At 67.4% G+C, this 21,506-nt stretch carries 16 protein-coding genes, 1 tRNA gene and 1 pseudogene; 13 read left to right on the top strand and 5 right to left on the bottom strand.

Translation table 11 applies throughout. The annotated features are described in order from the left end of the window. Positions 1–16: 16 nt before the first annotated feature. The 3 genes from ACFW6D_RS24050 to ACFW6D_RS24040 all read left to right on the top strand — a co-directional run bounded on the left by ACFW6D_RS24050 (position 17) and on the right by ACFW6D_RS24040 (position 2,754). The gene (locus tag ACFW6D_RS24050) at positions 17–1,657 is read left to right on the top strand and encodes an acyl-CoA carboxylase subunit beta (protein ID WP_379331604.1); all 1,641 of its coding nucleotides are present in this window, start codon (positions 17–19) and stop codon (positions 1,655–1,657) included. Positions 1,658–1,786: 129 nt separating this feature from the next. Then, on the top strand, positions 1,787–2,116 hold the full coding sequence (locus ACFW6D_RS24045) for an acyl-CoA carboxylase epsilon subunit (protein WP_379331602.1): 330 nt from the start codon (positions 1,787–1,789) through the stop codon (positions 2,114–2,116). Continuing rightward, positions 2,113–2,754: a Maf family protein gene (locus ACFW6D_RS24040; protein ID WP_379331600.1), complete on the top strand. Its 642-nt coding sequence runs from the start codon at positions 2,113–2,115 to the stop codon at positions 2,752–2,754. Before ACFW6D_RS24045 ends, ACFW6D_RS24040 begins: the two co-directional genes overlap by 4 nt. On the opposite strand, the gene ACFW6D_RS24035 is transcribed toward ACFW6D_RS24040, so the two are convergent. Further along, a complete protein-coding gene (locus tag ACFW6D_RS24035) occupies positions 2,680–3,444 on the bottom strand; it encodes a helix-turn-helix transcriptional regulator (protein ID WP_379331598.1) in 765 nt (254 codons plus the stop codon). The genes ACFW6D_RS24040 and ACFW6D_RS24035 overlap by 75 nt on opposite strands. Positions 3,445–3,592: 148 nt before the next feature. On the opposite strand from ACFW6D_RS24035, the gene ACFW6D_RS24030 reads away from it, so the two are divergent. The 5 genes from ACFW6D_RS24030 to ACFW6D_RS24010 all read left to right on the top strand — a co-directional run bounded on the left by ACFW6D_RS24030 (position 3,593) and on the right by ACFW6D_RS24010 (position 9,175). After that, positions 3,593–4,471, top strand: coding sequence for a sulfurtransferase (locus tag ACFW6D_RS24030; RefSeq protein ID WP_379331719.1), 879 nt, complete (start codon positions 3,593–3,595; stop codon positions 4,469–4,471). Positions 4,472–4,660: 189 nt separating this feature from the next. Next, complete coding sequence (locus ACFW6D_RS24025; protein WP_379331596.1) at positions 4,661–6,460, top strand: acetyl/propionyl/methylcrotonyl-CoA carboxylase subunit alpha; 1,800 nt, start codon at positions 4,661–4,663, stop codon at positions 6,458–6,460. A gap of 275 nt (positions 6,461–6,735) precedes the next feature. Further along, the gene (locus tag ACFW6D_RS24020; protein ID WP_379331594.1) at positions 6,736–7,707 is read left to right on the top strand and encodes a patatin family protein; all 972 of its coding nucleotides are present in this window, start codon (positions 6,736–6,738) and stop codon (positions 7,705–7,707) included. 111 nt (positions 7,708–7,818) lie between these two features. Further along, entirely contained in the window at positions 7,819–8,781 is a 963-nt protein-coding gene (locus ACFW6D_RS24015; protein WP_379331592.1) for an SMP-30/gluconolactonase/LRE family protein, read from the top strand. A gap of 49 nt (positions 8,782–8,830) precedes the next feature. Beyond that, positions 8,831–9,175, top strand: a complete 345-nt coding sequence (locus ACFW6D_RS24010; protein WP_379331590.1) for a hypothetical protein — start codon at positions 8,831–8,833, stop codon at positions 9,173–9,175. Positions 9,176–9,197: 22 nt separating this feature from the next. Here ACFW6D_RS24010 and ACFW6D_RS24005 read toward each other — a convergent pair whose 3' ends face one another. From ACFW6D_RS24005 to ACFW6D_RS23995, 3 genes are all read right to left on the bottom strand, one after another. Beyond that, positions 9,198–10,310, bottom strand: a complete 1,113-nt coding sequence (locus tag ACFW6D_RS24005) for a hypothetical protein (RefSeq protein WP_379331588.1) — start codon at positions 10,308–10,310, stop codon at positions 9,198–9,200. Between the two features lie 263 nt (positions 10,311–10,573). Continuing rightward, positions 10,574–11,914, bottom strand: a complete 1,341-nt coding sequence (lat, locus tag ACFW6D_RS24000) for an L-lysine 6-transaminase (RefSeq protein WP_379331586.1) — start codon at positions 11,912–11,914, stop codon at positions 10,574–10,576. Positions 11,915–11,980: 66 nt separating this feature from the next. Beyond that, positions 11,981–12,433 carry an Lrp/AsnC family transcriptional regulator gene (locus ACFW6D_RS23995; RefSeq protein WP_056818059.1) on the bottom strand — a complete coding sequence of 151 codons (453 nt, stop codon included), beginning with the start codon at positions 12,431–12,433 and terminating at the stop codon, positions 11,981–11,983. A gap of 118 nt (positions 12,434–12,551) precedes the next feature. Here ACFW6D_RS23995 and ACFW6D_RS23990 point away from each other — a divergent pair, with 118 nt between their 5' ends. Beyond that, on the top strand, positions 12,552–14,069 hold the full coding sequence (locus ACFW6D_RS23990) for an aldehyde dehydrogenase family protein (RefSeq protein WP_379331584.1): 1,518 nt from the start codon (positions 12,552–12,554) through the stop codon (positions 14,067–14,069). Between the two features lie 52 nt (positions 14,070–14,121). Further along, positions 14,122–14,195 (top strand) — tRNA-Met (locus ACFW6D_RS23985). Between the two features lie 59 nt (positions 14,196–14,254). Here ACFW6D_RS23985 and ACFW6D_RS23980 read toward each other — a convergent pair. Continuing rightward, positions 14,255–14,797, bottom strand: a complete 543-nt coding sequence (locus ACFW6D_RS23980; RefSeq protein WP_379331582.1) for a histidine phosphatase family protein — start codon at positions 14,795–14,797, stop codon at positions 14,255–14,257. Positions 14,798–14,942: 145 nt separating this feature from the next. Here ACFW6D_RS23980 and ACFW6D_RS23975 point away from each other — a divergent pair. From ACFW6D_RS23975 to ACFW6D_RS23965, 3 genes and pseudogenes are all read left to right on the top strand, one after another. Further along, positions 14,943–20,228 (top strand): annotated as a pseudogene (locus ACFW6D_RS23975) (DEAD/DEAH box helicase); the annotation flags it as partial. 4 nt (positions 20,229–20,232) lie between these two features. Continuing rightward, positions 20,233–21,006 carry a DNA-formamidopyrimidine glycosylase family protein gene (locus tag ACFW6D_RS23970; RefSeq protein WP_379331580.1) on the top strand — a complete coding sequence of 258 codons (774 nt, stop codon included), beginning with the start codon at positions 20,233–20,235 and terminating at the stop codon, positions 21,004–21,006. 118 nt (positions 21,007–21,124) lie between these two features. Beyond that, complete coding sequence (locus ACFW6D_RS23965) at positions 21,125–21,505, top strand: VOC family protein (protein WP_379331578.1); 381 nt, start codon at positions 21,125–21,127, stop codon at positions 21,503–21,505. Position 21,506 lies beyond the last annotated feature (1 nt).

Below are 21,506 nucleotides of genomic sequence, written 5' to 3'. Positions count from 1 at the left end.
GTTACACTCGCAACCCATGACGAGTGTCCAGCAGCAGCCCGCATCGGAATCGGCGGGCACCCCCGATATCCACACCACCGCCGGGAAGCTGGCTGATCTGCGGAATCGGCTGGAAGAAGCGCAACACCCGATGGGTGAGACCGCGGTCGACAAGGTGCACGCCAAGGGCAAGATGACCGCGCGTGAGCGCATCCTGGCCCTGGTCGACGAAGGCTCCTTCGTCGAACTCGATGCCCTCGCCAAGCACCGCAGCGTGAACTTCGGCCTGGAGAGCAACCGACCGCTCGGCGACGGTGTCGTCACCGGCTACGGCACCATCGACGGCCGCGACGTGTGCATCTTCTCGCAGGACGTCACCGTGTTCGGTGGCTCCCTCGGCGAGGTCTACGGCGAGAAGATCGTCAAGGTCATGGACCTGGCGATCAAGACCGGCCGTCCGCTGGTCGGCATCAACGAAGGCGCGGGCGCGCGGATCCAGGAGGGTGTCGTCTCCCTCGGGCTCTACGGCGAGATCTTCCACCGCAACGTGCAGGCCTCCGGCGTGATCCCGCAGATCTCGCTGATCATGGGCGCCGCTGCGGGTGGGCACGTGTACTCCCCCGCGCTCACCGACTTCGTGGTGATGGTCGATCAGACCTCGCAGATGTTCGTCACCGGGCCCGACGTGATCAAGACCGTCACCGGTGAAGAGGTCTCGATGGAGGACCTCGGCGGCGCGCACACCCACATGGTGAAGTCCGGCGTGGCCCACTACGTGGCCTCCGGCGAGCAGGACGCCCTCGACTACGTCAAGGACCTGCTCAGCTACCTGCCGAGCAACAACCGCGCCGAGTCGCCGCGCCACGCGCCCACCGACCCGATCGACGGTGCGATCGAAGACGCCCTCACCGCCGAGGACATCGAGCTCGACACGATCATCCCGGACTCGCCGAACCAGCCCTATGACATGCACGAGGTCATCCGCCGTCTGCTCGACGACGACGAGTTCCTCGAGGTCCAGGCCGAGCGCGCGATGAACATCATCTGTGGCTTCGGTCGCGTCGACGGCCGCAGCGTCGGCATCGTCGCCAACCAGCCGACCCAGTTCGCCGGCTGCCTCGACATCGACGCCTCGGAGAAGGCCGCGCGCTTCGTGCGCACCTGCGACGCCTTCAACGTCCCGATCATCACCCTGGTCGACGTGCCCGGCTTCCTGCCCGGCACCGGCCAGGAATACAACGGCATCATCCGCCGTGGCGCGAAGCTGCTCTACGCCTACGGTGAGGCCACTGTGGGAAAGATCACCATCATCACTCGCAAGGCTTATGGCGGTGCCTACGACGTCATGGGTTCCAAGCACATGGGCGCCGATGTGAACCTGGCGTGGCCGACCGCGCAGATCGCCGTGATGGGCGCCTCGGGCGCCGTCGGATTCGTCTACCGCAAGCAGCTGGCCGAGGCCGCCCGCAACGGTGACGATGTCGATGCCCTGCGCCTCGAGCTGCAGAACGAGTACGAGGACACTCTGGTGAACCCCTACGTCGCCGCCGAGCGCGGCTACGTCGACGCGGTCATCCCGCCCTCGCACACGCGTGGCCAGATCGTGTCGGCGCTGCGGCTGCTCGAGCGGAAGATGGTGACCTTGCCGCCGAAGAAACACGGCAACATTCCGCTCTGAAAACGCGATATTCCCGAAGACCCGCGCACACTGATTGTGGGAAGCAACTATTGATCGGCGCGGTTGTACCGGGAATGATCGCGGCAACCGCGCTGTGAAGCGACGTAAGTGCAGGAAGGATCTGGCACTGTGACAACTGTGGCAGAAGAAGACGTGTTGACAGTCGCCGAGCTCGAGCTCGTCGTCGAACCACTCGTCGAAGAGGCGCAACTGACGGTGGACGCGGTGGTCGAGGCCCCCGTCGACGCCGCGGGCGAGCCGCTGTTCCGCATTCTCAAGGGTTCGCCCACCGATCAGGACATCGCGGCACTGGTCGCCGTCCTGAGCGCGGCGGCCGCCAGCGCGCCCGCCGGTGGCTCCAACGGACCGGCCGACGCCTGGGGCGCACAGACGTTGATGCATCGGGGCACGAACCCGTTCTCGCCGTACGTGTACCCGATGCTGTCGCACCTGCGTTGACCTCGACCAGACTCGTTCTGGCATCGGCGTCACCCGCACGACTCGGGATTCTGCGCACCGCGGGCATCGATCCCGTGGTGCGGGTCTCGGGCGTGGACGAGGACGCGGTGTCGGCGGCACTGCCCGCAGGCACCTCCTCGCACGACGTCGTGGTCGCCCTGGCTCGCGCCAAGGCGGCCGACGTCGCCGCGTCGATTCCCGAACTGAGCGATGACTGCGTCGTCGTCGGGTGTGATTCGATGCTGCTCGTCGACGGGCAGTTGCAAGGCAAACCGCACACCCCCGAGGTGGCGCGCGAGCGCTGGGCCACGATGGCGGGCCGCAGCGCGGATCTGATCACCGGGCACTGCGTGCTGCGGTTACGCGACGGTGCGATCGTCGCCGAATCGGCCGAATGCAGCAGTACCACCGTGCATTTCGCGAAGCCGACGCCGGACGAGCTGGATACCTATATCGCCTCGGGCGAGCCGCTGAAGGTCGCGGGCGCGTTCACCTTGGACGGGCTGGGCGGCTGGTTCGTCGACCGGATCGAGGGTGACCCGTCCAGCGTCATCGGGATCGGTCTACCGCTGTTGCGCCGACTGCTCGAAGACGTCGGCGTCGGCGTCACGCAGCTGTGGCGGGACCCGAGGGACTGACGGCGCGATCACGTGCTGCTCCCCCGGCTCCTTGGCCGGGGTCCGATCGGGCGCGTTCATCGTCAGGTCGAGGCGGGCCGTGCACAGTTCTGGCTCGACGAACGGATGCAGCTGCACGTCCACCCGGCCGCGGGCGCCGTTGCGTTCGAGCACTTCCCGCATCATGCCCATGTGCACCCCACACACCACCTCGGCGTGTGAGCGGGCCAGTTCGCGCAGCGGGCAGGCGGTGAGGTTGATCTGGACGTGTTCCGGCGTCTCACCGGAGGGCTCCTTCTCTGGCGCGAACCCGAGTTCCGACATCAGCGACATGGTGATGTCCCTCGCGTCGGCGAGGGTTTCCACCGGCTGGGCGCCGATGTCCATCCGCGCGCCCCACGCGCGACCCGCGGCCATGGCGGCGGCGGATCGGGCGATCGGATCGGGGCCGAGATGGTCGGCGAGCACCTGCGCGAGTTCCTGGTACCCCACCGAGCGCTGCACCGCGCGATAGCCGATGCGTGGGCGTCCGCGGCCGCGCGGCGGTTGCTGGAACTGGCGAACGAGCGATTCGCGGGTGAGGACATCGAGGTGGAATCGGACAGTGGTGACGTGCTGTCCGGTGATGCGGGCCAGTTCCTGGGCATCGAGGGGCTCGGTGGCGCCACGTAGGATCGCGAGCAGTCGCCGTCGCGGCCAAGAATCGGACATAGCTCACCCCTCCTCTCCAGAGACTTTATCGGACATCCGTGCGCTTTATTCGCCCATTGTGTCGATTCGTGATGTGCCACCACACACTTACCATCGGGAGCGACCACACAGTGTTCGCACCCACCCAACTCGCGTGAAGGACCACACCGTGCCCGTCGCCCTGGATCCGCACCCCGCCTTCGGTTCCTACGCAGTCCCGCAACGATTGGTAACCACAGAATGGCTGTCCGCAAACATCGGCGTGCGTGGTTTACGAATCATCGAGTCCAACGATGACATCCTGCTCTACGACATCGGCCATGTCCCGGGCGCGGTCAAGATCGACTGGCGTGGCGATCTGAGCGATCCGGTGACCCGCGATTATGTCGACGGCAAGCGCTTCACCGAACTGATGCGCGCCAAGGGTATCGAGCGCGACGACACCGTGGTGATCTATGGCGATCGCGGCAATGCCCAAGCCGCGCACACCGCCTGGATCTTCACGCTGTTCGGGCACGAGGACGTGCGCCTGCTCGACGGCGGCCGCGACGCCTGGATCTCCGAGGAACGCGATACCACTTTCGACCAGCCCGTCCCCACGCCCAGTGACTATCCCGAGGTCGTGCGCGACGACTCGACCGCGCGCGCGTTCCGCGAGGAGGTGCTCGGCAGGCTCGGCAAGCCACTGGTCGACGTGCGTTCGGCGCAGGAGTACTCGGGTGAGGAACTCGCTCAGGAGTACGCGGCCCTGCGCGGCGGCCACGTGCCCACCGCGGTGAACATTCCGTGGAACGCGGCCGCCACGAACGACGGCCGGTTCCGCTCGCGCGCCGATCTGGACGAGGTCTACGGCGCGCTGCCCGCCGAGGACTTGGTCGTGTACAGCCGGGTGGGCGAGCGCTCCAGCCACACCTGGTTCGTCCTGACCTTCCTGCTCGGCCGCAGGTCGGTGCGTAATTACGACGGTTCGTGGATCGAATGGGGCAACTCGGTGCGCGTGCCGATCGTCTCCGGCACCGAACCCGGTGCCGCGAATCAGATCATTTGAAACATGTTCACATCACCCGACGCCGCGTAGTGTGACCTGCGACCTACTCCACAGTAGGGCTAGCCGAGTTCGAGCAGGGTTGGCACACTGCCTACACTCGCCCGAGACGAAAGTTGTCGATACCGGGCACGGGGCCTAACCGGCGACCCGTTCCCCGACGCGACCAAAGATTGCACAACAGGAGGCTCAGTGCCCAGCCATGCCAGCGCACGGATCACGAAGGTACTCGTAGCTAACCGCGGCGAGATCGCGGTTCGCGTGATCCGGGCTGCCAAGGACGCGGGAATCACCAGCGTCGCGGTGTACGCAGAGCCCGATGCCGACGCTCCCTTCGTGAAGCTCGCCGACGAGGCGTTCGCCCTCGGCGGTCAGACCTCTGCCGAGTCGTACCTCGTGTTCGACAAGATCCTCGACGCCGCGGCCAAGTCCGGCGCCGACGCGATCCACCCCGGTTACGGATTTCTCTCCGAGAACGCCGACTTCGCCCAGGCCGTGATCGACGCCGGGCTGATCTGGATCGGCCCGTCGCCGCAGTCCATCCGCGACCTGGGTGACAAGGTCACCGCGCGCCACATCGCCGAGAAGGCGAAGGCGCCGATGGCCGCCGGCACCAAGGACCCGGTCAAGAACGCCGACGAGGTCGTCGCGTTCGCCAAGGAGTACGGCGTTCCCGTGGCCATCAAGGCCGCTTTCGGTGGCGGTGGCCGCGGCATGAAGGTCGCCCACACCATCGAGGAGATCCCCGAACTGTTCGAGTCGGCGACCCGTGAGGCCATCGCCGCCTTCGGTCGCGGCGAGTGCTTCGTCGAGCAGTACCTGGACAAGGCCCGCCACGTCGAGGCCCAGGTCATCGCCGACCAGCACGGCAACGTCGTTGTCGCCGGTACCCGCGACTGCTCGCTGCAGCGTCGCTTCCAGAAGCTCGTCGAGGAGGCGCCCGCGCCGTTCCTGTCCGACAGCGTCCGTGCCGCGATTCACGAGTCGGCCAAGCGCATCTGCCGCGAGGCCGGTTACTACGGTGCGGGCACCGTGGAGTACCTGGTGCAGGGCGAGACCGTGTCGTTCCTCGAGGTGAACACCCGCCTGCAGGTGGAGCACCCGGTCACCGAGGAGACCGCGGGTATCGACCTGGTGCGTCAGCAGTTCGCGATCGCCAACGGCGACGAGCTCACCATCAAGGAAGACCCCACCCCGCGTGGGCACTCGTTCGAGTTCCGGATCAACGGTGAGGACGCCGGTCGCGGCTTCCTGCCCGCGCCCGGCCCGGTCACCGTGTACCGCGAGCCCTCGGGTCCCGGTGTGCGCGTCGACTCCGGTGTGGTGCAGGGCAGTGTCATCGGCGGTCAGTTCGACTCGATGCTGGCCAAGCTGATCGTCACCGGCGAGAACCGTGAGCAGGCGCTGCAGCGTGCGCGCCGCGCGCTGGCCGAGTTCGACGTCGAGGGCCTGGCCACGGTCATCCCGTTCCACCGCGCGGTCATCGAGGACCCGGCGTTCATCGGTGACGGCGAGAAGTTCGATGTCTACACCAAGTGGATCGAGAACGAGTGGAACAACACCGTCGAGCCGTACACGGCTGCGGGCGCTGCCGACGACGATGACGACGATCTGCCCCGGCAGAAGGTTGTCGTCGAGGTCGGTGGGCGTCGCGTCGAGGTGTCGCTGCCCGGTCAGTTCACCCTCGGTGGCGGTGCGGCCGGTTCGGCCGGTAACGGTGTGATCCGCAAGAAGCCGAAGGCGCGCAAGCGTGGTGGCGCCGGTGCCGGTGCGGCGTCGGGTGACGCGGTCACCGCGCCGATGCAGGGCACTGTCGTGAAGGTCGCGGTCGAAGAGGGCCAGAGCGTCGAGGCGGGCGATCTGATCGTGGTGCTCGAGGCCATGAAGATGGAGAACCCGGTCAACGCGCACAAGGCCGGTGTCGTCACCGGGCTGTCGGTCGCGGCGGGTGCGGCGATCACCCAGGGCACCGTCCTGGCGGAGATCAAGTAGCTAATACCTGTTCCAACGGGCGTCGGTCTTCACGGACCGGCGCCCGTTGTCGTCACCGGGCTGCCGGTCGCGGCCGTCACCCAGGGCACGGTCCTGGCAGTGCGCTCCGCAACAACTGATCTCGCATCGCCGGGTACGCCCGAACGGTGACAACGTGCCGACACGCACGCGGCCGCCTCCGCACCACCGGCGAAGGTTGCGGGGAGGCGGACTGACAGCGAAGATCACGCATCTGCCCGGGCCGAGCGGCGGATCTCTGTCGTATCGTGGTTCGGGTGACCACCACTGCGCACACCGATCCGGCTCCGCTCTCGACGCCGGGTTCGGCGACGGTGGCCGAGGTGATCCAGGGCCGTCGGGACGCCGGTCATCGCGCTGACGGCAATCGCCTCGCGCTCGTGATCGAGGGTGGTGGCAGCCGCGGTGTCTACTCCAGCGGCATGGTGCAGGCGCTCGAGGAATTGGGCCTGGCGAAGGTGTTCGACGCCGTGTACGGGACGTCGGCCGGGGCGATCAACGGCGCCTGGTTGCTGTGCGGGCGCGCGGCGACGGGGATGCGCTCGTGGACCGATCCGGCGATCATGCGCCGCGTGGTCGACCCGGTGCGCATCCTGCGCGGCCGACCGGTTTTCGATCTGCACTATCTCGTGAATCGCGTGTACGACGGCATCGAGCCGATGGATTTTCCCGCGATCCTGGCCAACCCCACCACTTTCCACCCGATCGCGACCGACATCCGCACCGGCGAGTCGGTGGACCTCGGGCCCTACATCACCGACAAACAGACCCTGATGACGGCGCTGCGGGCCTCGGCGGGCCTTCCCCTGCTCGCAGGACCGCCGGTCACCCTCGGCGGCGGCAGTTACTTCGACGGCGGCCTCACCGAAACCGTCCCGATCCGCACCGCCGTGACCGCGGGTATCACCCACGCGCTGGTCCTGCGCACCCGCCGCACCGACGAATTCCGTCCGCCCGCTTCGCTATTGCACCGCGTGGTCGGCGGCGGCTACATGCGGGCCATCGCGCCCGGCGCCTTCCGTGCCTGGACCAAGCGGCCGGGTCAGCAGGCGATGGAAGACAGCTACCTGGCCGGTCTCGGCGATCAGGTTCTGCAGGTTCACCCGCCCGCCGGTTCCCCCGCCATCGACAGCGCGGCCCGCGACACCGACCTGCTCACCCGCGCCCTTGACATCGGCCGCACAGCGGTCCACTCGGTCCTCGGTGGCGGCACTCTCCGCACGGCCTGAACGGTTCCTTACCCGGAGTTCACGAACTGGGACGCCGACGCGGCACCTGCGCTTCTGTGTGTGCCATCTGAGCATTGTGCGATACATGTTGCGCGGCATAGCGTTTCATTCATGAACAAGCGGGTTCGCGGGAACTTGTCAGTGCGGCCGATCTGGGTTGTCGCCCTCGCGGCGCTACCCCTGATCACCCTCGCGCCGGTCTCGGCCCAGCCGCCTACCGCCTGCGGCGACGGGTGGGAGTCGTCGGAGGTTGTCTCCGGGCTCGGCGTCCTGGAGAACCTCGAACCCGATGGTGCGGGTGGGTTCTATCTGGCAGGCCTCGAGCGCGGCGTGATCTACCACGTCGACGCCGAGCGCAGGGTGACCACCGTCGCGTCCGGGATCGACTCGCCTGCGGGCATGCGACTCGTCGGCGACACCCTGTACTTCATCTCCGGCGACAGTCCAGAAGCCAACCTGCTGAATCTGCCGACCGGCGCGCTCAACCGGCTCGACCTCACCACCGGCACGGTCGAGGTGCTGGTCGACGGCCTCACCGCCCCCAACGGTCTGCTCCTGCTCCCCGACGGTGACCTGCTGTTCAGCTGGGCTGTCGTCGTCGGCCCCGGCACCGGCGTTTCCCGATACAGTCCAGCGACCGGGACCTATACGCCGAACTGGGCGCCCGTCCCCAGCTCCAACGGCCTCGCACTCACCCCGGACCGCACCGCCGTGTACGTGGGCAACTCGACGACCGGTGGTTTCTACCGCGTCCCCCTCGACGCCCCCGCTGAATACACGACGCTGCCCGGCGGCTTCGGTGCGCTCATCGAGGCCCCCGACGACCTCCAAGCCACCGCAGGCGACCAGATCTACGTGGCCGTCAATTTCTCCGGGAAGGTTTCGCGGTACGACCCGGCCTCGGGGAAGACCTGTGACCTCAGCACCGGCATGTACACGGTGAACATCCCGCCCGGCCCGACTTCGGTGCGCATCGCTCCCGACGGCGACCGGCTCGCACTGTATGTCACCGCGTCGACCGGTTCGCTGTATCGTCTGCGTCCACCGAGCGGCGTCGATCTGACTCCGGCCTGACAGCGCTGTGCGCGGTCGGCCGCGACGATCCGGACACTAGGCTGCTGGCGTGGAACCGATCGAGATCAACGCAGGGTCCTGGTATCTGCGCGCGCTGCGTGCCGACGAGCGCATCGACGATCGTCCCGCGCTGGCTGATGGTGGCATCACCGATCCCGAGTACGTGGCCACGCGGTCGGCGCAGTGGGCGGATGAGTCGCATTTCTCGTGGGCGGTCTGTGTTCCGACGACGGCCGAGATGGTCGCCGAGATCGGTGTGACGCCGGGTGCCGACAACACCGCGACCGTTACGGGGTGGGCTCGTCCCGGCGAGGACGAGGCGTTGGCCGCCGGACTGGCTTCGGTTCACCGATTCGTCGCAGGCGCACTGGGATTGACGCCGGTCCCGGCCTGAGCCGCCCGTTTCGACGCGCTCCCTACCGCATCACCCCGGTGTGCCCGGTGGAGTATCGGCCGGGTTGAGGCCACACTGTCAATCCGTGCGGGCCGTGGTCAACGGGGATGCGCGCCAACAGATTCCAGTTGACGATGTCGACCGCGTACACCTCGTTGTTGTGCCGCCCCGACACCCAGAACACCTTGCCGTCGGCGGTGATGTTGCCCATGTCGGGGCTGCCGCCGCCGGGGATGAACCACTTGTGCACCAACCCGTTCGCGGCGAAATCCCAGACCGAGATGCTGCCTTCGTGCCGGTTGGTGATGATCATCTGCTCGGAGTCGCGGGTGATGTAAAGCCCGTGTGCGCCTTTGCCGGTGGGGATGAAGCCGGTGTTGGCGAAGGTGTGCGCGTCGAAGGTGTAGATACCGTCGGCCATCATGTCGGCGACGAAGAACACGTGACCGTCGGGGGAGAGTTTCACGTCCTGCGGCATCCCACCGCGCCCGCCCGGCAGGTCGATCATCTTGATCAGCGTGCGTTGCGCGACATCGAAAACCGCCATGCGCCCGATGAATTCGCAACTGGCCAGGGCGAAGCGTCCGTCAGCGGTGAAGTCCATGTGGTCGACGCCTGCGCACTCCGGGACCGCGAGCGCGTGCAATTTCTGCCAGGTCACCGGATCGTAGAAGTCCAGGGACTTGTCCGCCTCGGCGACGACGAGCGCGAATTTCCCGTCGGGTGTGTAGTACATGTTATAGGGGTCGCGGACCGGAAAGGCCGGTCCCGCAGGCGCTCCCGTGCGCGGGTCGATCGGCAGCAGGCTGCCGCCGCCGATCGGCAGGTCGTTGGTGGCGTAGAGCATCTGCATGTCGTAGGACGGCACTACATGTTGGGGTTCGGAACCGCCGGAGGAGAACGTGTCGACGACCTGGAAGGTGTTCTGATCGATCACCGTCACCGTGTTGGACTTGCTGTTGGGCACGTAGACCAGCGGCCGGTGATCGGCGACCGAGGGGCTGAGTTCCCGGTTGGCGGCGTAGATGTCGGTGGGCGAGAGTGGCGGGGGCATGCCGGGTAGCAGGTCGGTCATGTGTGGCGGCATCACGGTCGGCGAGGTCGTCGGCGGAGCTGCGGTGGTCTCGACTGTCACTGCTTCGCCGTTCGCGCAGCCCGCGGTAACCGCAATCAGCAAGGCAGCAGCAATTTTTCCGATGCGCGGCTTAGATTGGCTCACTCGCAGCACAGTTCCACCCCCGGGTGACGTCCGAATGACATGCTTCGGAAGCCTAGAACCCAGATTGGCTAAAAGCAGCAAGCCCGCCTCCCCGCGTCTTTCAGCCAGACTCGCCATCGCGGCAAGGAAGCAGGCGGCCGACGGCAATAAGGATGTCGGGTCAGCCCGTACCCGGCGAGTTACCCATGTTCTCGCGTGATGACTGCGTCGAGAGCGTCGACAGCCTGGCTCAGCTCGTCTTCGGTGACCGTCAATGCCGGACGGAACCGGATGCTGCGTTCGCCCGTGCCGAGCAGCAGCACATGCTCTCGTTCGCGCAGTTCCGTCACCACACGGTCGCGCAGCTCGGGGGTGGCCAGGGTGATCGCGCACATCAGTCCACGCCCCCGCGCTTCACTCACCTGATCCGGGTGTGCGGCGGCGAGCTTGCCGAGCCGGTCGAGCAGGAACGCGCCGAGCGGTGCGACCCCTTCGATCAGCCGATCCTGTTCCAGCACTTCGAGAATGCGCCGGGTTCGGACCATGTCGGTGAGGTTGCCGCCCCAGGTGGAGTTGAGCCGTGAGCTGACGTTGAACACATTGTCGGGCACCTCGTCGACGCGCCCGCCCGCCATGATCCCGCAGACCTGGGTCTTCTTGCCGAAGGCGATCACGTCGGGCTGCACGCCCAATTGCTGGAAGGCCCAGGTGGTTCCGGTCAGGCCGACGCCGGTCTGCACCTCGTCGAGAATGAACAGCGCGTCATTGGCGTGACACAGCCGCTGCACGGCCTCGAGGAATTCCGGGCGCAGGTGACGGTCGCCGCCTTCGCCCTGGATCGGTTCGGCGATGAAGCAGGCGATGTCGTGTGGGTTGTCGGCGAAGGCCTGTTCGGCCTGGGCCAGCGCGCGCGCCTCGAGAGCGGCGATATCGGGCCCGGCGAAGGTGTGCGGGGTGTCGATGCGCGGCCAGTCGAATTTCGGGAATCGCGCTGTCTTGACCGGGTCGGTATTGGTGAGCGACATCGTGTAACCGCTGCGCCCGTGGAAGGCGCCGGTCAGGTGCAGCACCTTGGTGCCGAGTTCCGGTGCGCGGCCGTGTGATTCGTTGTGCCGACTCTTCCAGTCGAAGGCGACTTTCAGCGCGTTCTCCACCGCGAGCGCACCTCCGTCGACGAAGAACAGGTGCGGTAGGTGGGGGTCGCCGAGCACGCGGGCGAAGGTGTCTACGAAGCGGGCCATCTCGACGGTGTAGATGTCGGAGTTGCTCGGCTTGTTCACGGCGGCGGTGGCCAGTTCGGCGAGAAAATCCTCGTCGCCTGCCAGCGCGGGATGGTTCATCCCGAGCGCGTTGGAGGCGAAGAAGCCGAACATGTCGAGATAGCTGGTGCCGTCGCGTTCGTCGACGAGCGTGCGGCCGTGCGACTTGCGCAGGTCGAGCACAAGGTCGAAGCCGTCCGCGAGGATGTGCGAGGACAGGATTTCGTTGACCCGGTTGGCGGGGATGACCGCCGCGCCGGGGCGCTCCAGTTCGATGGTCACGAAACCGACGATACGCAAATATTTACGGAAGTTCTACGGATTCGCGAATCAAATTACGAACGATCGCTACCTGTCATAGAATGTCTGCAGGATGATCGTGCTGCGGGTGTGCACGTTGGCCGTGGCTCTGATCTCCTGCAGCAGATGTTCCAGATGCCGGGGCGAGGCCACCCGCACCAGCAGCACGTAGCTCTCCTCGCCCGCCACCGAGTGGCAGCCCTCGATGCCGGGGATGTGCTGCAACAATGCTGGCGCGTCATCGGGCTGGGACGGGTCGAGAGGAGTGATCGCGACGAACGCCGACAACAAGTGCCCGAGCGCTTCGGGGTCCACCTGCGCCGCGTATCCGCGGATCACGCCGCGCGCTTCGAGCCTGCGCACCCGCGATTGCACCGCGGAGACCGAGAGGCTGGCCTTCTCGGCCAGGTTCGACAGTGTGGCGCGACCGTCGGCCATCAGTTCTTTGATCAGTAGTCGATCGATGTCGTCGAGCTGGGGTCGAGCCGGTGTATCCGCCATCAGCGAAGGCTAACTCAGCGCGGGTCTCGCGCGGGGAAAACTTCTTTCCGTTCCCCTCTGAATTCTCCCGAACTTTTCCGTGATTCGTACCAAACAGCAGAAGGTGAGCAGAGTACCGATGACGCAGACCGTGAACTTCTCCGAGCAGCTTTCCCTGCGCGCCAGGGCGCTGCTGCACACCCTCGGTGCCGAGGTGCCCGAGCCCGGCCCGCTGCTCGCGCGCACGCCGATTTCCGGGGGTGTTCTGTTGCCGCTGACTATCGACTCCCCTGCCGACGTCGACGCCGCGATCGGCCGCGCCGCAACGGCCTTCCAGGCGTGGCGCACCGTGCCGGCGCCGGTGCGGGCGGCGTTGGTGCGCAGGCTGTCCCAGTTGCTGGTGACCCATCAGGACGAGCTGGCCGAGCTGGTGACCCTGGAGGCGGGCAAGATCGGGCCCGAAGCGCTGGGCGAAGTACAGGAGATGATCGACGTCTGCGAGTTCGCGATCGGGCTGTCGCGCCAACTCTACGGCGCCACAATGCCTTCCGAGCGCCCCGGCCATCGACTCATGGAGACGTGGCATCCGCTCGGCGTGGTCGGGGTGATCTCGGCGTTCAATTTCCCTGTGGCGGTGTGGGCTTGGAACACCGCGATCGCGTTGGTGTGCGGGGATACCGTGGTGTGGAAGCCGTCGGAGACCACGCCGTTGACGGCTTTGGCGTGCCACACCCTGCTGCGTCGCGCGGCGGTCGACGTGGGCGCGGATCCCGAAGTGCACCAGCTGGTTCAAGGTGATGCGGCCGTCGGCTCGGCTTTGGTCGACGATGCCCGGGTCGCTTTGGTGAGTGCGACCGGTTCGGTGCGGATGGGCGCCACCGTCGCCCCGCGGGTCGCTGGGAGGTTCGGGCGGTGCCTGCTCGAGCTGGGCGGGAACAACGCCGCGATCGTCGCCCCGAGTGCGGATCTGGAACTGGCGGTGCGCGGCATCGTCTTCTCGGCGGCGGGGACGGCGGGCCAGCGGTGCACGAGTCTGCGACGGTTGATCGTGCACCGTTCGATCGCCGATCAGCTGGTGGAGCGGCTCGCCGCGGCGTACAGCCAACTGCCCGTGGGCAATCCGCTCGACGACGGGGTGCTGGTGGGGCCGCTGATCAACGAGCGCGCCTTCACCGCGATGCAGGAGGCGCTGGTCGGTGCGGTGGCCGAGGGGGGCGACATCATCTGCGGCGGTGAGCGAGTCGAGATCCTCGGTCCTGACGCCTACTACGTGCGACCCGCTCTCGTCCGCATGCCCGCCCAGACCGAACTCGTGCGCGAAGAGACCTTCGCGCCGATTCTGTACGTGCTGACCTACGACGAACTCGACGAGGCCATCGCCCTCAACAACGGTGTGACGCAGGGTCTTTCGTCGTCGATCTTCACCCTCGACCAGCGGGAGGCCGAACAGTTCCTCGCCGGGTCCGACTGCGGCATCGCCAATGTCAACATCGGGACATCGGGTGCCGAGATCGGCGGCGCGTTCGGCGGGGAGAAGCACACCGGCGGTGGCCGGGAGTCGGGCTCGGACTCGTGGAAGGCCTACATGCGGCGGGCCACCAACACCGTCAACTACTCCACCGAGCTCCCCCTGGCCCAGGGCATCCATTTCGGCTGATCAGGGGGCGATTTCACCTTTGGGCCCACCCCGTGTAAAGTTGTCTTTGCAACGCGGGATGGAGCAGCTCGGTAGCTCGCTGGGCTCATAACCCAGAGGTCGTAGGTTCAAATCCTGCTCCCGCTACTACAAAGAAGGCCCCGGAATTTCGATTCCGGGGCCTTCTTTGCTATCCGAGCCGTTCCTTACCCGAGTCTCAGCGTCCAGTTCCCCCGGTAGTGCAGGCGCGTAATACTCGCGGGCGGAACGTCCATGCGCCAGAACGACTTCGCGGGTGCGTCGAGCACCACCAGCAGCGCCGCCCGCACCACGGCCGGATGCGTCACCGCCACGGTGTCACGTCCCGACGACGCGATCTCGGCCAACCAGAACCGCACCCGATCCACCAGATCGGTGACCGATTCCCCACCGTGCGCACGGAATTCGGGATCGGTGAGCCAGGCGAACAGCTGATCCTGGGCGAGCTTGCCCATCTCGACGCCCCGCCACGACCCCGCGTCCAGATCCCGTAATCGCACATCCTGTTCGCCGACGAGGCCCAATTCCTCCGCAGTCTCCCGAGCCCGCCGCTCCGGGCCCGTGCGCACCAGCGCGTCCGCGAGCGGCACACAGGCCCGCACTGCGGCCCGCCCCGACTCGTCAAGGGGTTCATCGACAGGAAAACGCGCCTTACGTACCGCCTCGGTAAGGCCATGGCCGACAAGGTCGACTCTCAGCACCGTTTGCACGAGAGTCGAGGGTAGCCACGAGTGCGACCCACGCCACACCCCGGGCCGGTCAGCGGCCGATCGGCGCAGGTCGGGGTGCGTGCGGTCAGCGAAGTTGTCGGTGGGTCGGTGCACACTTGGTGCTATGGATCGGTTCTCCCCCGCGACAGCCCAGTGGTTCGACGGCGCCTTCCCCGGCGCGACGTCGGCCCAGCTCGGCGCGTGGGACGCGATCGCCGCCGGGGAGAACACCCTCGTCATCGCGCCCACGGGGTCTGGCAAGACCTTGTCGGCGTTCCTGTGGGCCATCGACCAGTTGGCTCAGCGGGAGCCATCATCAGACAAAGTCCGCAGCACTTCCGTGCTCTACGTGTCGCCGTTGAAGGCCCTGGCTGTGGACGTGGAGCGCAATCTGCGGGCGCCACTGGTTGGCGTGACGCAGACTGCCAAACGGTTGGGGCTCGACCCGCCGGACATCTCGGTGGGCGTGCGCTCCGGTGACACCCCGCCTGCCCAGCGTCGGGCGATGTTGCGCACGCCGCCCGACATTCTCATCACCACTCCCGAGTCGCTGTTCCTGCTGCTGACCTCGGCCGCTCGCGAGACGCTCGCCCAGGTCAACACGGTGATCGTCGACGAAGTGCATGCCATCGCCGGGTCGAAGCGCGGCGCGCATCTGGCGTTGTCGCTGGCACGACTGGATCAGCTCACCGACAAGCCCGCGCAACGGATCGGGTTGTCGGCGACGGTGCGCCCACCCGAGGAAGTCGGGCGGTTCTTGGTCGGGAACGCGCCGATCACCATCGTGCGCCCGCCCGCGCCGAAGACCTTCGACCTGTCGGTGCGGGTGCCCGTGGCCGATATGACCGATCCCGGGGGCGACTCCGATCAGCCTGGGTCGATCTGGCCGCACGTCGACCAGGCCATCGTCGACCTGGTCCTCGAGCATCGGTCCTCGATCGTGTTCGCCAACTCGCGCCGGCTCTCCGAGCGGTTGACCGCGCGGCTCAACGAGACCTACGCCGCCCGCCTCGGCGAGCCGGTGGAGACCGAGCACAAACCCCCCGCCCAACTCGGGCCGTCCACCGAGGTGATCCACGGGGCCGAACACCTCCTTGCCCGCGCCCATCACGGATCGGTCAGCAAGGAACAGCGGGCCATCATCGAGGACGACCTCAAGACCGGTCGCCTGCGGTGCGTGGTGGCCACCAGCAGTCTCGAACTCGGCATCGACATGGGCGCGGTGGACCTGGTGGTGCAGGTGGAGGCGCCACCATCGGTGGCCAGTGGGTTGCAGCGAGTCGGTCGCGCCGGGCATCAGGTCGGTGAGATCTCGCGCGGCGTGCTGTTCCCCAAACATCGCACCGATGTCATCCACTGCACCGTCGCCGCCCAGCGCATGCTCGCGGGCGAGATCGAAAAACTGCAGATCCCCGCGCATCCACTCGACATCCTCGCGCAGCAGACCGTCGCCGCCTGCGCGCTCGAGCCGATCGACGTGGACGCCTGGTTCGACATCGTCCGCTCCACCGGTAGCTACGCGAACCTGCCCCGCTCGGCCTACGAATCGGTACTCGACCTGCTGGCCGGCCGTTATCCCTCCGACGAGTTCGCCGAACTGCGTCCACGCGTGGTGTGGGACCGCGACGCGGGCACCATCACCGGCCGCCCCGGTGCCCAGCGTCTTGCAGTGACCTCCGGTGGGGCCATCCCCGACCGTGGCATGTTCGCGGTGTTCATGGTGGGTGAAAAGGCTTCTCGGGTGGGCGAACTCGATGAGGAGATGGTTTACGAATCCCGCGTGGGTGATGTGTTCGCGCTGGGTGCGACGAGTTGGCGGATCGAGGAGATCACCTTCGATCGAGTGCTGGTGTCGCCGGCGTTCGGGATGCCGGGGCGGTTGCCGTTCTGGCACGGTGACGGGCTGGGGCGCCCCGCCGAATTAGGGGCTGCGCTGGGTGAATTCGTGCGTACAGCAGGGCAGGTGTCAGCCGACGAATTGACGCGGATTGTGTCGAACATGGGTGTCGACGCCGGGATGTCTGGTGCGGCACCAGAGGTTTCGGATCCGCGATCATTGGCCGAGGTCATGGCGGAGGCCACCGGTTTACCGACAGCGGTGGTGGATCCGGTCGATGACGCGAAGTCCGGGCGAATCGAGACCGCTGGTGGCGCGACCGCTGCTCGAACCACGAAAGCAACCAGCGGCTCGACGAAGACAGGACGTGCGAAGCGGTCCGCCGACGAGCCCACCGCGCGCGCGAAGTCGGTGGCGGCCAAGCCCTCGGCAGCCGAACAGAGCAAGTCAGCGGCACGGCTCGAACAGTTGGTGCGGACCGCCGGGCTGGACCAGAACGCGACAGCGAATCTGGTGAGCTTGCTCGAGGAACAGCGCAGCGCCACCGGGCAATTGCCGACCGATCGCACGCTGGTCGTGGAGCGCTTCCGTGACGAACTCGGCGACTGGCGGCTGGTGCTGCACTCGCCCTACGGCACCCCGGTGCACGCGCCGTGGGCGCTGGCGGTGGGTGCGCGGCTGCAGGAACAGTTCGGCATCGACGCCGCCCCGACCGCCTCCGACGACGGCATCGTGGTGCGCCTGCCCGATACCACCGACCAACCACCCGGTGCCGAACTGTTCGCCTTCGAGCCCGACGAGATCGATGACATCGTCACCGAACAGGTCGGTGGCTCAGCCCTTTTCGCCTCCCGCTTCCGCGAATGCGCCGCCAGGGCACTGCTGCTGCCCCGTCGCGACCCCGGCAAGCGCGCACCGCTGTGGCAGCAACGGCAGCGCTCGGCTCAACTGCTGGACGTGGCACGCAAATTCCCACAGTTCCCGATCCTGCTGGAAACCGTGCGCGAATGCCTGCGCGACGTCTACGACCTGCCCGCCCTGCGCGACCTGCTCACCAAGGTCGCCCGCCGCGAGATCCGCCTGGTCGAAGTCGAAACCGCGAGCCCGTCGCCCTTCGCAGGCGCCCTGCTGTTCTCCTACATCGGCCAATTCCTCTACGACGGCGACAGCCCGCTGGCCGAACGCCGAGCCGCCGCACTGGCGTTGGATTCCAGCCTGCTCGCCGAACTCCTCGGCCGCGTGGAACTGCGCGAACTCCTCGACCCCGCCGTCATCACCCTCACCGAACAAGAACTCCAACGCCTCACCCCCGAACGGTGGGCCCGCGACCCCGAAGGCCTCGCCGACCTCCTCCGCCTGCTCGGCCCACTCACCCCCGCCGAAGCCGCAGCCCGCTGTGTCCCCCGCCCCGGCACGCCATCAGCCGCTCGTCACACCGCGGACAGGGAAAGCCCCGCTCCCGACGAACGCCGCACCCACAAGCGCGCCTCGGAGTCCGGCGAACTCGCCGCGGGAGACGTACTCGGAGCTGAGCCGTCGGGCGGTGGGGCACCTATCGACGACGCCGCACTCGCTGATCGTGCCGCCGCCAACGACAACGCCGCCATGTTCGCGGACTACGGAACCGGCTCGCAAGACGTTGCGTCCGACCGCAGCGGTAAGGGGCCCGGTCCCCACGGTGATCCGCTAGCCGATTCCGATGCACCGATGTGGTTCGCGCAACTGCGGGATTCGCGACGGGCGCTGGAGGTTTCGTTCGCGGGGCGCACGTGGTGGGTCGCAGTGGAGGACGCCGCTCGGCTGCGGGACGCGCTCGGGGTGCCGCTACCTATCGGCGTGCCTGCGGCGTTCATCGAACCGGTACCCGATCCGCTCGGCGACCTCCTCGGCCGCTACGCGCGCACCCACGCCCCGTTCACTACCGCCGCGGTAGCCGAACGCTTCGGCCTGGGAACGGCCGTTGCCGCGACCTCGCTGCACCGCCTGCTCGCCGAAAAGCGCGTGGTGGAAGGTGAATTCACACCGGATACCGCCGGTGGTGAGTGGTGCGACGCCCAGGTTCTTCGCCGCTTGCGCCGACGTTCGCTGGCGGCCGCCCGGCACGAAGTCGAGCCGGTGTCCACCGCCGCGTTCGCTCGGTTCCTACCGTCCTGGCAACACGTCGGATCTGGCGAGCTGCGCGGCGTCGACGGCGTGGCAACGGTGGTGGAACAGCTTGCAGGCGTGCCGATTCCAGCATCGGCCTGGGAATCGCTGATCCTGCCCACGCGAGTGCGCGACTACTCCCCCGCCATGCTGGACGAGCTGATGGCGACCGGTGAGGTGGTGTGGTCAGGCCACGGCGCCATCACCGCCCGCGACGGTTGGATCGCCTTGCACCTGGCCGAACAGGCCCCCTTCACCCTGCCGCCCGCCGACGAGATCGACGCCACCGACATCCAGCTCAGCCTGCTGGTCGCCCTCGGCGCGACGCTGGAGCCCGTGCCCTCGCCGATCGCCTCGGACGCACCCATTGCGCGCCCGAAGGTCGCCCGAGGAAAGGCGGCCGCCGACAAGGTCGTGGACCTCGACGCCGAGCCTGCCCAACCAACCCCCGCCACCGACCGACGAACGGGTCCAGAACACACCACGCCCGCCGATTCCGGTGGCACCACGCGATTGCCTGCCACGTTGAGCGGCGGCGGCGCCTACTTCTTCCGCCAGCTCTCCGATGCCGCCGGGCTGCTCGACGACAAGGCGGCCGGTGACGCACTGTGGCAGTTGGTCTGGGCCGGATACGTCTCCGGCGACACCTTCGCCCCGGTGCGAGCCCTGCTCTCCGGCACCGCCAAATCCACCACCGCGCACCGCACCCCACGCCGCGCTCCCCGAGGACGTGCCTACCTCCCGCGACCCTCGATGCCCACCCGCTCGGGCCCACCGACCCTGGCCGGCCGCTGGTCGATCCTGCCCGAACGCGTGCAGGACAACACCGTTCGCGCCCACGCCACCGCCGATCAACTCATCGAACGCTACGGCGTGCTCACTCGCGGTTCGGTGCAGAACGAAGGGATCTCCGGCGGATTCCAGCTGATGTACCGGGTGCTCACCGAGTTCGAGGATCGCGGCCGATGCAGGCGCGGCTACTTCGTCGACACGCTCGGCGGCGCCCAGTTCTCCACTACCGACACCGTCGACCGCCTCCGCTCGTTCGACACCGACCGTGACAACACCCGAGCGGGCGTCGCGGTAGCCCTGGCGGCCTGCGACCCGGCCAACCCCTACGGTGCCGCACTGCCCTGGCCGAAGGGCGACGCCGAAGGCGGTCATCGACCAGGTCGCAAAGCGGGCGCCCTGGTGGTGCTGGTCGGCGGCGAACTCGTGCTCTACTCCGAGCGCGGCGGCAAAACCCTGCTCAGTTTCACCGAGGACATCGGCCTGCGCCGGGCGGCGGCGATCGCGCTGGCCGGTCTGGTGCGCGACCGCAGGGTCGACAGTTTGGTGATCGACAAGATCAATGGAGACACCGTGCACGGCAACCTTTTCGCCGAAATCCTCACCGAAGCCGGTTTCTCGATGACGCCGAGCGGTCTGCGACTGCGCAGGCAGGTGTAGCCGAATGCCCGAGGGCGACACCGTCTTCCGCACCGCCGAACGCCTCCGCACGGCATTGGCCGGTAAGACCCTGACCCGCAGCGACTTCCGGGTCCCGCGCTATGCCACGGTCGATCTGGTCGGCGATCTCGTCGAGGAGGTCGCCAGCTACGGCAAACACCTGTTCATCCGCACCGACCGCGTGAGCATCCACACCCACCTGAAAATGGAAGGCGAGTGGCGGGTGTTCCACTGCGGCCAGCGCTGGACCAAACCGCGCGTCACCGCACGACTGGTGCTCGGCAACGACGAGGTCGAGGCCGTCGGATTCTCGCTCGGCAAGGTGCAAGTGCTGCCGCGCGCCGACGAACACACCGTCATCGACCACCTCGGCCCCGACCTCCTCGGACCCAACTGGGACCCGCTCGAGGCCCTGCCCAGACTCACCGAATACCCCCGCCGCGCCATCGGTCTCGCCCTCCTCGACCAGCGCAATCTGGCAGGCATCGGCAACATCTACCGCAGCGAGATCTGCTTCCTCCGCCGCGTCCACCCCACCACTCCCGTCGGCGAGATTCCCGATCTCCCTGCGCTCGTCGACGAAGCTCACCGTGTCCTCGGCAAGGCCGCACACCAACCTCCGTGGCGCCCCATGGTTTACGGCCGCACCCGCCGACCCTGCCCCCGTTGCGGCGCCACCATCGCCTCCCAGCTCCTCGGCGAGGACGACCCCGCCGACCGCATCACCCAGCGCGAACGCGGCATCTACTTCTGCCCGCGCTGCCAACCGCCACCCTGAATTCGCCCTGCGGCGCCCTACGTCCTCCGATACGATCGCGAAATTGTTTTCACCGCTAACGGCCCACCCGGCCCCCGCGGTGTCCTGACATATCCCCAGGTAGAAAGCAGGTTTCGTGATGGCATGTCGGATCAGTGAGCTCGTGCTCGGTTGCCGCGACCCCGAGGCCCTTGCCCAGTTCTGGTGCGAGGTCCTCGACTTCGTCGTTCTCGATCGCGAGGACGACGGCACCGTCGAGATCGGCCCTCGCGAAGGGTTCGGCGGTCCGCAGGCGACGATCATTCTCAGCAGCAGGGAAGAGCCCGAGCACGGGAAATCCCGCCTGCACATCGACGTCAACGCCACCGACCGCGATCAGGACGCCGAGCTCGAACGCCTGCTGAAAATCGGGGCGCGCCCGGCCGACATCGGCCAGACCGGCGAGGAGAACTGGCATGTCCTCGCCGATCCCGAGGGCAACGAGTTCTGCCTGCTGAAGGCTCGCATCGACCCCGTCTGAG

Source organism: Nocardia sp. NPDC058705, from assembly GCF_042749305.1.
Taxonomy (GTDB): Bacteria; Actinomycetota; Actinomycetes; order Mycobacteriales; family Mycobacteriaceae; genus Nocardia.
This window is presented reverse-complemented; position numbering and strand designations above follow the sequence as displayed.